We start from the raw sequence: 14,530 nt of genomic DNA, 5'->3' as shown, positions 1-14,530 counted from the left end.
CCTTTCACTGTTCGCCCGCGTACACGCGCCGGCCCTGCAGATAGGTGCCGCGTACCCGGAGCTTGGGAAGGTCCAGCGCGGCAGTGGAAGTGGGATCGCCGTCCAACCAGACCAGGTCGGCGCTGGCGCCGGGCGCGATACGCCCCCAGGTGTTCTCCGCGAACGCCTGGTGCGCCACCGAGGCGGTGTAGCAGGACAGCGCCCGGTCGATCGGCACGATCTCCTCGGGCGTCCACCCCGCCTCGGGGTCGCCGTCGGCGGTGCGACGCGACACGGCGACCGCGATGCCGTCCAGCGGGGCCCCCGAGGACACCGGCCAGTCCGAGCCGAACGCCAATGCCGCCCCGGATGTTTCGAGAGTACGCATGCGGTACTGCTTGTCGGAGCGCTCGGCGCCCAGCCGCGGGATGGTCAGAACGGTCATCAACGCGTCCATCTGGGCCCACAGCGGCTGCATGTTGGGGATGACGCCGAGCGCGGCGAATCGGCCGATGTCGATATCGTCGATCAGCTGGGCATGCGCGATGACGGGGCGCCGGTCCCGGGGACCGTTGTGCGTCACCACGTACTCGATGGCGTCCAGCGCCTGGCGCACCGCGGCATCACCGATCGCGTGGATGTGGATCTGGAATCCCAGCTCGTCGACGCGGCGCGCGGCCTCGGCCAGAGAATTCCCCTCCCACAGCGTCATACCGCAACTACCTCCCGGGTCGCTGCGCTCCTGCCCTCCGTGACTGTGCAGGCCGGAGCAATAGGGTTGCAGCAGCGCCCCGGTCTCGTTCTCCACCACGCCGTCGGCGAAGAACTTCACCGTGTTCGCGGTCAGCAACGGTGATCCCGCCTGCTGCACCCGATCCCGCGCGGCCGCGTATCGGGTTACCTGGGAATCGAAATGGCGTGGGTCGGCGTAGAACGCCAGGTTGAATCGCATGCGCAGCGCACCCTGGGCGGCAGCGGCGACGTAGGTGTCGACATCGGCCGGCTCCACCCAGGCATCCTGCACCCAGGTGACGCCGCGGGCCAGGTAGTAGTCGGCGGCGGTGCCCAGCGCGGCGATCCGCACGGCCTCGTCCCTGGCCGGCATGACATTGCTCACCAGATCGGTGGCGCCCCATTCCCGCAGGGTGCCCAGCACGGTGCCGTCCTCACGTCTCACCGAGGACCGGGTCCGGCGTGTCATCGGTGATACCGGCCCGTTGCAGCGCAACGGAATTCACCCAGAATGTGTGGTAGTCCCAGGCCCGCAGCACCACCGGGCGATCCGGGACCGCGGCATCGAGCCAGCGTGCGTCGAACAAGCCGCCCGGCACCAGGCTGCCGTCGTAGGACGCGCCGGCGATCCATTCCTGTTCGGGGTGCTCGGCGGCGAATCTGGCCACCTCGGCCACGATTTCGTCCACCGAGGCGCACCCGCGGATCTGCGGGCCGGCCGACTCCAGCCCGCCGTAGAGCGGGTGGGCATGCCCGTCGCCGAAGGACGGCATGAGGAATCCGCCCTCCAGATCGACGATTTCGTCGGCTCCCGCCTCCCGGGCCTGCTGCCCCAGCGCCACGACGACACCGTCGGCGACCAGCAGAGCATCGCTGGTTTCGGGCCCGGTCCAGATAGTTCCATTGTCAAACAGTGTTGGCACGGAGGGCACAATACGCCGGAACATCTACGCGCGCACGGTTATCGGGGACGGCTGCTGCTGGGTGATGCAGTGGATACCACCGCCCCGCTCGAACAGCGGGCGCGCGTCGACACTGACGACGCGGCGTCCCGGGTACTCGTCGGCCAAAATGGCCGCCGCATCGGCGTCCCGCGGATCACCGAAGCTGCACGCGATCACGCCGCCGTTGACCACCAGATGGTTGATGTAGCTGTAGTCGACGTACCCCTGCGCATCGGTCAGGGTGTCCGGCGCCGGCATCTCGACGATGTCGAATCGGTCGGCGAGCACATCGCGTATCTCTTTGCACACCACGGTATCCGGGTGCTCGTCGGCACTCTGGGTATGTAGCAGCAACCGGCCCGGTGCGGTGATCGCGGCGACGATATCGACATGCCCTCTGGTGCCGAAGCGCTGCGAGTCACGGGTCAGCCCGCGCGGCAACCACACCACATCGGTGGCCCCGATGGTGCGGGCCAACTCGGCCTCGACCTGAGCCTTGCCCAGCCCGGGATTGCGCCCCGGGTCGAGCTGGACCGTCTCGGTGACCAGCACGGTGCCGCGACCGTCGACCTGGATGCCCCCACCCTCATTGACCAACTCCGACTTGACGATCGGCACCCCGGCCAACTCGGCCACCACGGCACCGACCTCGGCGTCGCGGTCCCAGCGGGCCCAATCCTGGGCGCCCCACCCGTTGAACACCCAGTCCACGGCGGCCACCGAACCGTCGTCCGTGTGCACGAAGGTGGGTCCGATATCGCGCATCCAGGCGTCGTTCAGCGGCACGTCGACGATCTCCACCTCTTGGGAGACATAGCGTTTGGCCACGGCCAACTCGGCGGGGTCGACCAGCATGGTGACCGGTTCGAACTCGGCGATGGCATGCGCGACGGCAGCCCAGGTGGATCGCGCCTCGTGATGCTCGGCTTCGGTGTCACCCAGCGAATAGCCCTGTGATGGGAAGGCCATCCATATCCGGTCCTGGGCCGCGCCCTCTGCGGGCATCAGATAACGGCTCACGCGGCCGTCCTCGCCTTCCTCATTCGACGGCAGCCATCGCCGGCCGGCCGGCGCCCAGCGTCGGCCGGTCCCAGGCGGTGCCGCGCGGCAGCGGTTCGGCTGCGCCGGCGGTCAAGGTGAGCATGTCGGTACCCCTAAAACGAATCGAGTTCGTTTATTGTGTGACGGAAGCCACGAGTTCGCAAGTGTTCGGGGGAACCACACATGGGCCGTCCTTCAGTTCCGATCCTGTCCACCGACCGCATCGCGCGGGCGGCCATGGACCTCGTCAATGCGACCGGCGGCTTCACCATCCCCGACCTGGCCCGCAAGCTGAAGGTCAGCCCGTCCTCGCTGTACAACCACGTCACCGGGCGTGAGCAGATCGTCGAGTTGCTGCGCGAGATGGCGATGAACGAGGTCGAACTGCCCGCGCTCGGCGGCCCGTGGCCCGAGGTGGTGGCCGACATCATGCGCTCCTACCGGCGCAGCTACGCCCGCTACCCGCGACTCATCCCGTTGATGACGGCCTACCCGGTCAGCAGCCGGCACGCCGTCGAGATGTACAACGCGCTGGCCGTGACCCTCGCCCGGGCCGGATTCGGACCGGCCGAGACCCTGCACATCATCACTCTCATCGACAACTTCGTGCTCGGCTCGGCGCTCGATGCCGCCGCACCCGAAACTCCTTGGGGCACAAGCCCCGACGTGGTTCCCGAGTTCGCCGCTGCACTGGTCACCGGCGACAACCGGCCCGACCGCGCCGAGCAGGCGTTCGAGTTCGGCCTGACCGTGCTCCTGCGGGGTATCGGCGCCCCGTAATCTGCCCCGGTGGACAACGATGCACTGCTACGGCAACTGCAGGACGACGTGATAGTCATCCAGGAGACGGCCCTGGCCGGCGGGCCAGACCTCGACCGGCCGGTGCCGACCTGCCCCGGCTGGACGATCACCGACCTGCTCGCCCACCTCTGGGTGATCCAGACCTGGGTGCGCTCGATCCTGCGCGCCCGGGAAGTACAGCCGACCCCCGAACCGGGACCGGCACCGGTCGCCGACTTCGTCGACGGCATCCCGGACTACCTGACGGCGATGCGCGCGATCAGCCCCGACGAGCCGTGCTGGAATTTCGGGGCGCCGCCCCGCACGGCGGGTTGGTGGATCCGCCGCCAGGCCCACGAGCACGCCATCCACCGGGTCGACCTGGAATCGGTCTTCGGCACCACACCGGTCTTCGACGCGGCGTTCGCGGCCGACGGGGTGGACGAGATCGTGACGATGTTCTACCCGCGTCAGGTGCGCATGGAACGCACGGCACCGGTCTCCGAAACCGTCCGCATCGTGACGACCGATACCGGCCACAGTTGGACACTGGGCACCGGCGAGCCCGTCGCTACCGTCACCGCCGACGCCGCCACGCTGTACCTCGGGCTCTGGAAACGCCTCGATCTGCCCGCCACCGCACAGATCGACGGGGACGAGGCCGCCGCCCGCCGCACCCTCGGCCTGGCGCTGACGCCGTAGACACACCCGGCGCCGTTGCGGTCGCCTGCGCGGCCGCCGGCCACCGAGTTGGCTAGTCTGCCACCGTGCCGACTCATTTGTCCCGGCGCGGCTTCCTGGCGATGGCCGCGGGGGTGGCCCTGCTGGCAGCGTGCGCGCGGCAGAAGCCCGGCACCGTGGCCGCGGACGGATCGGTGACCGTCAAGCACGCGTTCGGTGAGACGAAGATCCCGGGCCCGCCCACCCGGGTGGTCAGCGCGGGCCTCAACGACCAGGACTTCCTGCTGGCGGTCGGGGTGGTGCCGATCGCCGTCACGGACTGGGTCGGAGCCCAGCCCTTCGGCGTATGGCCCTGGGCGGCCGCGAAACTCGGATCGGCGCAGCCGGCCGTGCTGAACCTGGCCGACGGCGTCGACACCGACGCCATCGCCGCACTGAAACCGGACCTCATCGTGGCCACCAACGCCGGCCTGGACAAGGACACCTACACCAAGCTCGCCGGCATCGCCCCGACCATTCCGCAGTCCGGACAGGACGCCTTCTTCGAGCCGTGGAAGGACCAGGCCGCCACCATCGGCCAGGCCGTGTTCAAACACGACGAGATGCAGCAGCTGGTCACCGGTGTGGACGACAAGTTCGCCGCGGCGGGCAAGAACAACCAGTCGTTCACCGGGCGGACCGCGCTGCTGCTGGAGGGCACCCTGGACGACGGCCACGCGCGGGTCGAGCACCCGGACTGGCTCACCGCGCTGGGCTTCACGGCGCCTTCGACCGACAGCCGCATCGCGGTCGACAAGATCGCCGCCGACGTACTGATCTGGACCACCGACGGTGACCCCGCCCGCGACGCGCTGCTGGCCGACCCGGCGATCGCCGCGCACGGCAAGCACAACGTGTTCACCGATCCCGAACTGGCCGCCGCCATCGCCTTCGCCTCGCCGCTGTCGCTGCCCGTGGTCGCCGACCGGCTGCCGCCGCTGCTGGCGGCCGCGGTGGGCTAACCACCGCCGCCCCGGAACCGCCTGACAAGATGTCCGGGTGACCAGCACCGAGAACCGTGAGCCGACTCGTTTCGCGCAGACCGGCTCGGCCTACTATCCGATCTTCGTCGCGGTGTTCACCGCCCTGGTGATCATTTCCAACGTCACCGCGACCAAGGGCGTGGCGTTCGGCCCCATCCTGACCGACGGCGGGTTCATCGTCTTCCCGCTGACCTATGTGATCGGCGACGTGCTGTCGGAGGTGTACGGGTTCAAGGCGGCCCGCAAGGCCATCCTGCTGGGCTTCGCGATGAACATCCTGGCGGCGTTCATGTTCTGGGTCACCCTCTATCTGCCGGCCGCCGACTTCTACGAGAACCAGGCGCACCTGGAGAACGTCGTGCACGCCTACACCCAGCTGATCATCGCCGGGCTGGCGGGCTTCATCGTCGGGCAGACGATCAACGCGTGGGTGGTGGTGGCCATCAAGGAGCGCACCAAGGAGAAGCACCTATGGGCGCGGCTGGTCGGGTCGACGTTCGCCGGCCAGCTCGGGGACACGCTGGTGTTCTGCACCATCGCCGCCGGCGCCATCGGTATCACCACGTTCAAGGACCTGGCCGTCTACACCGCGCTGGGATGGTTCTACAAGACGGCCGTCGAGGTGGTCATGCTGCCCATCACGTACCGGGTGATCGCGTACGTCAAGCGCCACGAGCCGACGTACGCGCTGGCCGCTTAAACATGCCTTAAGGCTCCTCTGGCAAAGCTCATAGAGCATGCCGATTTCTTGTTACCCGGCGGTAGCGTTGGCAGATGACAGTCACAACGGAGTCACCGGTGCTCAGCACCGTTCGTGAATACGGGGATCAGGCCCTGCTCCTCGAGTTCGGCAGCACCGCCGAAGTATTGGCGTGGACTGCCGCCATCCGCGACGCCGATCTGCTCGGCGTCGTCGACATCGTCCCCGCGTCGCGCACCGTCCTGCTCAAGCTGGCCGGGCCGCGCTACCTGGCCCCCACCCGGCAACGGCTGGGCAAGCTGCGTGCCGACCATCGCGATCCGGTGGACGCGGCCGGGCCCGACGTGGTGATCGACGTCGTCTACGACGGCGCCGACCTCGACGCGGTGGCCGAGCTGACGGGGCTGAGCCGCGCCCAGGTGGTCGCCGCCCACACCGGCAGCCTCTGGCAGGTCGGATTCGGGGGTTTCGCACCGGGTTTCGCCTACCTGGTCGGCGGCGATCCCCGGCTGCAGGTGCCGCGCCGCGCCGAACCGCGCACCCGGGTGCCGGCCGGTGCGGTGGCGCTGGCCGGCGAGTTCAGCGGGGTCTATCCGCGTGAGACGCCGGGCGGCTGGCAACTGATCGGGCGCACCGACGCCGTGATGTGGGATATCAACCGCGATCAGCCGGCACTGCTGGTGCCGGGCATGACCGTCCGATTCCAGGAGAAGATGGCATGAGCGTCACGCTTGAGGTGCTGCGCACCGGCCCCCTGGCCCTGGTGGAGGACCTCGGCCGGCCCGGCCTGGCCCATATGGGGGTCACCCGATCGGGTGCCGCCGACCGCCGGGCCCACACGCTGGCCAACCGACTGGTCGCCAACCCGGGTGAGTCCGCCACGGTCGAGGTGACCTTCGGTGGCTTCTCGGCGCGGGTGCGCGGCGGCGACGTCGCGATCGCCGTGACGGGTGCCGACACCGATCCGTCGGTCAACGGAAAACCGTTCGGGACCAACAGCATCCATTACGCCCACGACGGCGAGGTGATCTCGCTCGGTGCGCCCCACTCGGGCCTGCGCAGCTATCTGGCGGTGCGCGGCGGGATCGACGTGCCGCCGGTGCTCGGTTCGCGCAGTTATGACGTGATGTCGGCGATCGGCCCGGCTCCACTGCGCCCCGGCGACGTGCTGCCGGTCGGCGAGCACACCACCGACTTCCCCGAACTGGAACAGGCGCCGGTGGCCTCCATCGAGGCGGACATCCTGGAACTGGATGTGGTGCCGGGTCCGCGGGATGACTGGTTCGTCGACCCGGACATCCTGGTGCGCACCAACTGGCTGGTCACCAACCGCAGTGACCGGGTCGGGATGCGGCTGGTCGGGATGCCGCTGGAGTACCGCTGGCCGGACCGGCAGCTGCCCAGCGAGGGTGCCACGCGGGGCGCGATCCAGGTGCCGCCCAACGGTTTTCCGGTGATCCTCGGTCCCGATCATCCGGTGACGGGTGGTTACCCGGTGATCGGCGTGATCACCGAGGCCGACCTGGACCGGGTCGGCCAGGCCCGGCCCGGTCAGACCATCCGGTTGCACTGGTCGCACCCGCGCGGCCCCGTGCAGTAGCCGAACTCGGCTCGGTCCCGCGGCCGGGCTGGTACAACGACAGGGTGGGGGTACACACCGCACGCCTGATCCATACCGCCGACCTCGACGGTGAGACACGCGACGACGCCCGGCAGATGGTGCACGACGCCTTCGACGGTGGTTTCACCGACGCCGACTGGGAGCACGCCCTGGGTGGCATGCACGCGTTGGTGTGCCGTCACGGCGCGATCATCGCCCACGGCGCCGTCGTCGCGCGGCGCCTGCTGCATCAGGGGCGGGCGCTGCGTTGCGGGTACGTCGAGGCCGTCGCCGTGCGCGAGGACTGGCGTGGTCAGGGACTGGCCGCCGCGGTGCTGGACGCCCTCGAGCAGGTGCTGCGCGGCGCCTACGAGGTGGGTGCGCTGAGTTCGTCGGACGCCGGGCAGCCGTTGTATGCCGGCCGCGGCTGGCGCCCATGGCGTGGCGAGACGTCGGTGCTGGCGCCGTCCGGGATCACCCGCACCCCCGAGGACGACGGCTCGGTGTACGTGCTGCCGGTCACCGCCGAACTCGACTTCGACGGGGCGCTGACCTGCGATTGGCGCGACGGCGACGTCTGGTGAAGGCGCCGCGGGTCGACCTCACAGGAGTATTCTGTCGGCAGTGAGCGGAAGTTCACGGCTGGGATATCGCAGGCAGTGACAGCGCAACATAGCGTTCTTACCGTGGTCGGCATGCGCCGCTCCACACGCTCACCTGCCCAGGTGACACACCTGCGCAACAGCCGAGTAACCCGCCCGAAACATGTCCTGAATACACAGGTGCCATGACCGAACCTGATTGGGCTCCGCTCACCGGGTTCCGGGTTGCCGTCACCTCGGCCCGCCGGTCCGAGGAACTCGCCGCGCTGCTGACCCGTCGCGGCGCCGACGTGACCTCCGCGGCCGCCATCACCATGGTGCCGCTGCCCGACGACGAAGAACTGCGCGCCCATACCGAGGCCCTCATCGCGACCCCGCCCGACATCGTCATCGCCACCACCGGCATCGGTCTGCGCGGCTGGATCGCGGCGGCCGACGGCTGGGGGCTGGCCCACGAGCTGACCGCCGCATTGTCCAAGGCGCGCATCGTGTCCCGCGGGCCCAAGGCCACCGGGGCCCTGCGCGCGGCCGGGCTGCCCGAGGAATGGTCACCGGAATCCGAATCTTCCCGCGAGCTGCTGCACTATCTGCTGGAAGGCGGCATCGTCGGCATGCGCATCGCGGTGCAGTTGCACGGCGCCACCGACGAATGGGACCCGTTCCCCGAGTTCCTCGACGAACTGGAGGCCGCCGGCGCCGAGGTGGTCCCCATCCGGGTGTACCGCTGGCATCCCGCACCGCGGGGCGGTGCGTTCGACCAGCTGGTGATGGGCATCGCCGATCAGCGCTACGACGCCGTCAGCTTCACCTCCGCCCCGGCGGTCGCGGCCATGCTGATGCGGGCGACCGAGCTCGGCGTGGAGGATGCGCTGCTGCACGCGTTGCGGACCACGGTGCACGCAATGTGCGTGGGCCCGGTGACCGCCCGGCCGCTGGTGCGCCTGGGCGTCCCGACCTCGTCGCCGGAGCGGATGCGACTGGGCGCACTGGCCCGCCACATCACCGACGAGTTGCCGCTGCTGCAATCCCGCCGCATCCGCGTCGCCGGGCACCTGCTGGAGATCCGCGGCACCTGTGTTCTGGTCGACGAGGTGGTCAAGGAGCTGCCGCCGGCGAGCATGGCCACCATCCGCGCCTTGGCACACCGGCCGGGTGCGGTGGTGTCGCGCGCCGATCTGCTGGGTGCCCTGCCGGGCAGCGGCACCGATACCCACGCGGTGGAGACGGCCGTCTTGCGTTTGCGAACGGCCTTGGGCGACAAGAACATCGTTGCGACGGTGGTCAAGCGCGGCTACCGGTTGGCGGTCGACGAGTTCCCGGTGGGCGCATGAGTTACATCCTGGTGGCGCACGGCACCCGCAAGGCCGGCGGCGTGAACATGATCGGCGAACTCGCGCAGCGGGTCTCTGCGGCGGTGGAGCGGGAGGTGCGGGTGGCGTTCGTCGACGTGCTCGGACCGACCCCCCGCGAGGTGCTCGACTCGTTGCCCGGTGACGAACCGGCCGTCGTGGTGCCGGCCTTCCTGGCCGGCGGTTATCACGTCCGGGTGGACGTACCCGCCCACGTCGCCGCCAGCAGGCATCGCCGTGTCGTGGTCACCCCGCCGCTGGGGCCGTGCCAGGGTACGGTGCGGGTGATGGCCGATCGGCTCTACGAATCGGGTTGGCGGACCGGCGATTCGGTGATCATGGCGGCAGCGGGAACATCGGATCCCGGCGCCGCGTCCGATCTGCGCAGGACCGCGGCCATGCTGTCGGCCCTGACCGGCGACCGGGTGGAACTCGCCTTTGCCGCTACCGGTGCCCCCACCGTCGCGGACGCGGTCGAGGACGCCCGCCGCCGCTCCGGCCGGCGGGTGGCGGTGGCGTCGTACCTGCTCGCCGACGGGCTCTTCCAGGATCGGCTGCGCGGCTCCGGTGCCGATATCGTCGGTGACCCACTCGGCATCCATCCCGGCATGGTGCGGCTGATCGCCAGCCGGTTCCGCCGCGCCCGGGTCGGCGGGATGCGCGCCGCGGCGTAGCCACGCCCGCTGCCGCCCCAGCAACGTCGCCACCGCACGCAACCCCAGCTCGGCCCGCTCCGGGGGTGGATCCCGGCCGGCGTCAGCGAACTGTCCGAGCCGGCACCCCATTGCTCACCTGCGCAGGGACCCGCCGGAGATACCAAATCTCGCAGCGCATTTCAACTCGCCACCGGGGAAGCAACCTGACATAACGCTCAACTAGGGGGTCGCCCCGTTACTCGGCTACTATCTCTGCGATGGCTTCACAATGGGGGGCGGCGCAGCTGCGGGAGTGGCTGCTGGCGGCACTGGACGACACCGATGGCACCTTGACCACCGCCGAACTGCGCGACTACGTGCAACGGAGGGCAGACCGGGCAGGAAAGGACACCGTCATCGAGTCGGTGTACCGCAACCTCACCGTGCTGGAGCGCCGCGGCGACGTGGTCCGCCGCCCCGGTCCCGGCCGCGACGCCCACTGGGCCGCCGCTACGCCGCGATCTGCACGAGACCGTCCGGCGTAACCCGGGTCCGGAACACCGGCAGCGCCACATCCGGATCGTCGAGGCAGCTGCCGTCGTCAAAAGCGAAGGCCTGCTTCTTGATCGGAGTCTGAACGCAGGCCCGTCCACCGCGGTCACCCACGATGCCGCGCGATATCACCGCGGCGCCGGAGAACGGGTCGATATTGCCGACGGCGTGCAACGAACCGTCGTCCAGCCGGAACAGCGCCACCTGGGTGCCGTCGGGCAGCAGCACCCCGACACCGCGGCACGGCAACAGCCGGTCGTAGGCACACGCCGTGGTCCACTCCCAATCCCCCTGGGAATCAAGGTGCTTGCGATCGTCGAGCAGTGTCATGCCTTCTCCTGTACTCGCAGCGTCGGCATCCCGATCGGCACCTTGCGGCCCTTGGATTCGGTGAACTCGATCGTGGGATCCGCCACATCGGGGGCATTGACGAACGAGACGAACCGCGACAGCTTCTCCGGATCGTCCAGGACGCCTTTCCATTCGCACGCGTAGCCGGCGACATGGCGCTCCATGGCGGCCTCGAACTCCGCGGCCAGGCCGAGTGAGTCGTTGCACACCACGTCGCGCAGGTGATCCAGCCCGCCGTCCATGGCCTCCAGCCACGGCGCGGTGCGCTGCAAGCGGTCGGCGGTGCGGATGTAGAACATCAGGAACCGGTCGATGTACCGGACCAGCGTCTCGTCGTCGAGGTCACCGGCCAGCAGCTTGGCGTGCCGCGGCGACATGCCGCCGTTGCCGCAGACGTACAGGTTCCAGCCCTGTTCGGTGGCGATGATGCCGACGTCCTTGCTCTGCGCCTCGGCGCATTCCCGGGCGCAGCCGGACACCGCCATCTTGATCTTGTGCGGTGCCCGCAGACCGCGGTAGCGCTTCTCGATCTCGACGGCCATGTTCACCGAGTCCTGCTGCCCGTACCGGCACCAGGTGCTGCCCACGCAACTCTTCACCGTGCGAAGGGATTTGCCGTAGGCATGCCCGGATTCCATCCCGCCGTCCACCAGGCGGCGCCAGATCTCGGGCAGTTGGTCGACCCGGGCGCCGAACATGTCGATCCGCTGGCCGCCGGTGATCTTGGTGTAGAGGCCGAAGTCCCTGGCGATCTCGCCGATCAGGATCAGCTGCTCGGGGGTGATCTCCCCGCCGGGCGACCGCGGCACCACCGAGTAGCTGCCGTTCTTCTGGATGTTGGCCAGGAAGTGGTCGTTGGAATCCTGCAGCGAGGCCTGCTCACCGTCGAGCACATGATCCGAACTGGTCGAGGCCAGGATCGAGGCGACGGTGGGTTTGCAGATGTCGCAACCCTTTCCGGTGCCGAACTTCTCGATCAGGCCGGAGAAGGTGCGGATCTCGGTGGCGCTGATGATCTCGAACAACTCGGCGCGGGATTGGCTGAAGTGTTCGCACAGCGCCGTGGACTGCTCGACGCCCTCGGCCTCCAGCAACTGCTTGAGCAGGGGCACGCACGACCCGCAGGAGGTGCCGGCCAGCGTGCACTTCTTCAGGCTTGCGACGTCGTCGCAGCCGCCGCAGATCGCTTCCTTCAGATCACCTTTGGTGACGTTGTTGCACGAGCAGATCTGGGCGATATCGGGTAGCGCACCGACGCCGAGCGCCGGTGCGTCACCGTCGGTCACCGGGGCGATCAGGGCCAGTGGGTCGCCGGGCAGCTCGCTGGCCACCATCGGGCGCAGCACCCCGTAGGCCGACGCGTCGCCCACCAGGATGCCGCCGAGCAGGGTCTTGGCATCATCGGAGAGCACCAGTTTGGCGTAGGTCTGCTTGACCGGGTCGTTGACCACGACCTCCAGGCAGTTCGGGGTATGCCCTTGGGCGTCACCGAAACTCGCGACGTCGACACCGAGCATCTTCAGCTTGGTGGACATGTCCGCGCCGGGGAACTCGGCCTCCCCGCCGAGCAACCGGTCGGCCACCACCTCGGCGGTGGTGTAGCCGGGGGCCACCAGGCCGTAGCAGCGGCCCTCGATGGCGGCCACCTCGCCGATCGCGTAGATGTTGGGATCGCTTGTCACACAGGACAGATCGGTCAGCACGCCGCCGCGCTGCGCGATCTCCAGGCCGGCCGCGCGGGCCAGCTCGTCGCGCGGGCGCACACCGGCGGCGAAGATCACCAGACCGGCGTCGATGGTGCTGCCGTCGTTGAGCGAGACCCGCACCGAGTCGTCGACGGCGGACTTGCGGATCGGCCGGTGCCGCTGCGCGGGCGCGATGCTCTCGGTGGCCACGGCGGTGTGCACCTCGATGCCCAGGCCCTTGATCATCCGGCTCAGCAACGCGCCACCGGCCTCGTCGAGCTGGTTGGCCATCAGATGCGGTGACATCTCCAGCACGTGCGTCGTCAGCCCGAAGCCGCGCAGCGCGTTGGCGGCCTCCAGGCCGAGCAGGCCGCCGCCGATCACCACGCCGACGGGAGTGTTGCTGTCCCGTGCCGTCCTGGCGCCCTCCCGGATGGCGTCCAGGTCGTCGAGGGTGCGGTAGACGTGCACCTGCGGCAGGTCGTGTCCGGGCACCGGCGGCACGAAGGCATACGACCCGGTGGCCAGCACCAGTGCGTCGTAGTCCAGGACGCGGCCGTCGGCGGCGGTCACGGTCTTGGCGGCCCGGTCGATCTCCCGGGCCGCCAAGCCGAGGTGCAGCACGACGTCGTTGTCGCCTGCATAGTCGTTACCGGGCAGCGCCAGTTCCGCCCGGTCCCAATGCTCGGTGTAGCCGGTCAGACCCACGCGGTCGTACGCCGCGTCGGCCTCCTCCGAGAGGATGGTGACCCGCCAGGAGCCCTCAGCATCCCGGGACCGCAGCGCTTCGACGAACCGGTGTCCGACCATGCCGTGTCCGACCACGACAACATGCTTGGCTGAGTGCATACCGCGACGGTAGGTAGTCGATATTGCCGCAATGTCGCGTCGTGTGAAGCAGCCGTCACGGTGTTCTCACAATGCTGGGTGGCTGGGTGTGAGTGCTTCGCTTCGGCGCTTGAATCCCGACGTTCTGGTGGGTCCAGGTCGAGCTTGGTCACCACAACGTCGGGATTCACGGCCGCCAGCCGCGCGCGATCAAGGCCGCGCGGGCCTCCCGGACGATATCGGTGGCGGCATCTTCCTTGATGACGTGCAGAATGTGCCAGTCCAGCCTCGCGAGCTCACGTGCCGCCCACACATCCTTGGCGTATTGGGCGCGACTGGTGAGGTGCTGGGCGCCGTCATACTCCGCGCCGACCTTGAACTGTTCCCACACCATGTCCACCCTGCGGATATAACGCCCGTTCTCGTGGATGACGAATTGGGTTGTCGGGATGGGCAATCCGGCGTCGACGAGAAGCAACCGCAGCCAGGTTTCGCGCGGCGACTCGGCACCCCCGTCCACCAGCGGCAGGACCTTGCGCAATGCAGGCAGCCCGCGGGCGCGCGGATTGAGCGTGGCGAGTGCGAGAACGTCCGCCATATCGAGCCGCCTGACATGGCACAACGCGTCAAGACGAGCGACGGCCTGCTCCCGCGGCAGCCGGCGCCCGAGGTCGAACGCGGTGCGGGTGACGGTGGTGACCCGCACCCCGCCGACCCGGGTGATCTCATGAGCGGTCACCCGTTCGTCATGCAGAACGAGGCCGCGGCGGGGACGGGTGGCTCCGATGACCTCGATGGGCGCGTCGACATCGACCCAGTTCGCGCCGTGTACCGCCGAGGCCGTGACACCCGCGATCACCCCGCCGGTGGCCAGCGCCGCGCCCTGGATCCGGTCCCGCAGCGTCACCTCGTGCTCGCGAGGCACGTAGATGCCGCGGTAGATCGGCCGGTACCCGGTGCGCAACTGCGAGCGGCTCAGGTGCCCTTGGGTGACCGCAACACTGCCCACGAACGGAATGCGCACATCCGTTCAGACGCAGCCGCCCCGG

14 protein-coding genes and 1 pseudogene are annotated in these 14,530 nt (G+C 69.2%); 10 read left to right on the top strand and 5 right to left on the bottom strand.

All coding sequences use genetic code 11. The annotated features are described in order from the left end of the window. Positions 1 to 4: 4 nt before the first annotated feature. Both BN977_RS30800 and BN977_RS30795 read right to left on the bottom strand, forming a co-directional pair. Positions 5 to 1,658 (bottom strand): annotated as a pseudogene (locus tag BN977_RS30800) (amidohydrolase). Continuing rightward, entirely contained in the window at positions 1,659 to 2,660 is a 1,002-nt protein-coding gene (locus BN977_RS30795) for an agmatine deiminase family protein (protein ID WP_191262654.1), read from the bottom strand. A 219-nt stretch (positions 2,661 to 2,879) separates the two neighbouring features. On the opposite strand from BN977_RS30795, the gene BN977_RS30790 reads away from it, so the two are divergent. The 10 genes from BN977_RS30790 to BN977_RS30745 all read left to right on the top strand — a co-directional run bounded on the left by BN977_RS30790 (position 2,880) and on the right by BN977_RS30745 (position 10,610). Beyond that, entirely contained in the window at positions 2,880 to 3,476 is a 597-nt protein-coding gene (locus tag BN977_RS30790) for a TetR/AcrR family transcriptional regulator C-terminal domain-containing protein (RefSeq protein WP_036403884.1), read from the top strand. A 9-nt stretch (positions 3,477 to 3,485) separates the two neighbouring features. Continuing rightward, entirely contained in the window at positions 3,486 to 4,178 is a 693-nt protein-coding gene (locus BN977_RS30785; protein WP_024453576.1) for a maleylpyruvate isomerase family mycothiol-dependent enzyme, read from the top strand. Between the two features lie 65 nt (positions 4,179 to 4,243). Next, positions 4,244 to 5,158, top strand: a complete 915-nt coding sequence (locus BN977_RS30780) for an ABC transporter substrate-binding protein (protein WP_036403882.1) — start codon at positions 4,244 to 4,246, stop codon at positions 5,156 to 5,158. Between the two features lie 37 nt (positions 5,159 to 5,195). After that, entirely contained in the window at positions 5,196 to 5,879 is a 684-nt protein-coding gene (locus BN977_RS30775) for a queuosine precursor transporter (protein ID WP_024453574.1), read from the top strand. Positions 5,880 to 5,953: 74 nt separating this feature from the next. Beyond that, complete coding sequence (locus BN977_RS30770; protein WP_024453573.1) at positions 5,954 to 6,601, top strand: 5-oxoprolinase subunit B family protein; 648 nt, start codon at positions 5,954 to 5,956, stop codon at positions 6,599 to 6,601. Next, the gene (locus tag BN977_RS30765; protein ID WP_024453572.1) at positions 6,598 to 7,479 is read left to right on the top strand and encodes a 5-oxoprolinase/urea amidolyase family protein; all 882 of its coding nucleotides are present in this window, start codon (positions 6,598 to 6,600) and stop codon (positions 7,477 to 7,479) included. Before BN977_RS30770 ends, BN977_RS30765 begins: the two co-directional genes overlap by 4 nt. Positions 7,480 to 7,523: 44 nt before the next feature. Next, positions 7,524 to 8,063 carry a GNAT family N-acetyltransferase gene (locus tag BN977_RS30760; protein ID WP_036403880.1) on the top strand — a complete coding sequence of 180 codons (540 nt, stop codon included), beginning with the start codon at positions 7,524 to 7,526 and terminating at the stop codon, positions 8,061 to 8,063. A 203-nt stretch (positions 8,064 to 8,266) separates the two neighbouring features. Continuing rightward, a complete protein-coding gene (locus tag BN977_RS30755) occupies positions 8,267 to 9,412 on the top strand; it encodes a uroporphyrinogen-III synthase (RefSeq protein WP_024453570.1) in 1,146 nt (381 codons plus the stop codon). Beyond that, the gene (locus BN977_RS30750; protein WP_036403878.1) at positions 9,409 to 10,104 is read left to right on the top strand and encodes a sirohydrochlorin chelatase; all 696 of its coding nucleotides are present in this window, start codon (positions 9,409 to 9,411) and stop codon (positions 10,102 to 10,104) included. The genes BN977_RS30755 and BN977_RS30750 overlap by 4 nt, the downstream gene beginning before the upstream one ends. 239 nt (positions 10,105 to 10,343) lie before the next feature. Continuing rightward, entirely contained in the window at positions 10,344 to 10,610 is a 267-nt protein-coding gene (locus BN977_RS30745) for a helix-turn-helix domain-containing protein (protein WP_024450250.1), read from the top strand. On the opposite strand, the gene nirD is transcribed toward BN977_RS30745, so the two are convergent. From nirD to BN977_RS30730, 3 genes are all read right to left on the bottom strand, one after another. Further along, a complete protein-coding gene (gene nirD / locus BN977_RS30740) occupies positions 10,576 to 10,947 on the bottom strand; it encodes a nitrite reductase small subunit NirD (protein ID WP_024450251.1) in 372 nt (123 codons plus the stop codon). The two genes, BN977_RS30745 and nirD, sit on opposite strands and share 35 nt — an antisense overlap. Then, complete coding sequence (gene nirB, locus BN977_RS30735) at positions 10,944 to 13,502, bottom strand: nitrite reductase large subunit NirB (RefSeq protein ID WP_036403876.1); 2,559 nt, start codon at positions 13,500 to 13,502, stop codon at positions 10,944 to 10,946. Before nirB ends, nirD begins: the two co-directional genes overlap by 4 nt. Positions 13,503 to 13,668: 166 nt before the next feature. Further along, entirely contained in the window at positions 13,669 to 14,499 is an 831-nt protein-coding gene (locus BN977_RS30730) for a hypothetical protein (protein ID WP_234709735.1), read from the bottom strand. Positions 14,500 to 14,530 lie beyond the last annotated feature (31 nt).

It is taken from the genome of Mycolicibacterium cosmeticum, from assembly GCF_000613185.1.
Taxonomy (GTDB): Bacteria; Actinomycetota; Actinomycetes; order Mycobacteriales; family Mycobacteriaceae; genus Mycobacterium; species Mycobacterium cosmeticum.
The sequence above is the reverse complement of the archived record's forward strand: the minus strand, read 5'-3'. Positions and strand labels throughout refer to the sequence as shown.

What these genes read in the sequence shown, in the direction of transcription:
- BN977_RS30795 (WP_191262654.1), bottom strand. Translation starts at nt 2,660, where the DNA reads ATGCCCGCAGAGGGCGCGGCCCAGGACCGGATATGGATGGCCTTCCCA.
- BN977_RS30790 (WP_036403884.1), top strand. Translation starts at nt 2,880, where the DNA reads ATGGGCCGTCCTTCAGTTCCGATCCTGTCCACCGACCGCATCGCGCGG.
- BN977_RS30770 (WP_024453573.1), top strand. Translation starts at nt 5,954, where the DNA reads ATGACAGTCACAACGGAGTCACCGGTGCTCAGCACCGTTCGTGAATAC.
- BN977_RS30765 (WP_024453572.1), top strand. Translation starts at nt 6,598, where the DNA reads ATGAGCGTCACGCTTGAGGTGCTGCGCACCGGCCCCCTGGCCCTGGTG.
- BN977_RS30755 (WP_024453570.1), top strand. Translation starts at nt 8,267, where the DNA reads ATGACCGAACCTGATTGGGCTCCGCTCACCGGGTTCCGGGTTGCCGTC.
- BN977_RS30750 (WP_036403878.1), top strand. Translation starts at nt 9,409, where the DNA reads ATGAGTTACATCCTGGTGGCGCACGGCACCCGCAAGGCCGGCGGCGTG.
- BN977_RS30745 (WP_024450250.1), top strand. Translation starts at nt 10,344, where the DNA reads ATGGCTTCACAATGGGGGGCGGCGCAGCTGCGGGAGTGGCTGCTGGCG.
- nirD (WP_024450251.1), bottom strand. Translation starts at nt 10,947, where the DNA reads ATGACACTGCTCGACGATCGCAAGCACCTTGATTCCCAGGGGGATTGG.
- nirB (WP_036403876.1), bottom strand. Translation starts at nt 13,502, where the DNA reads ATGCACTCAGCCAAGCATGTTGTCGTGGTCGGACACGGCATGGTCGGA.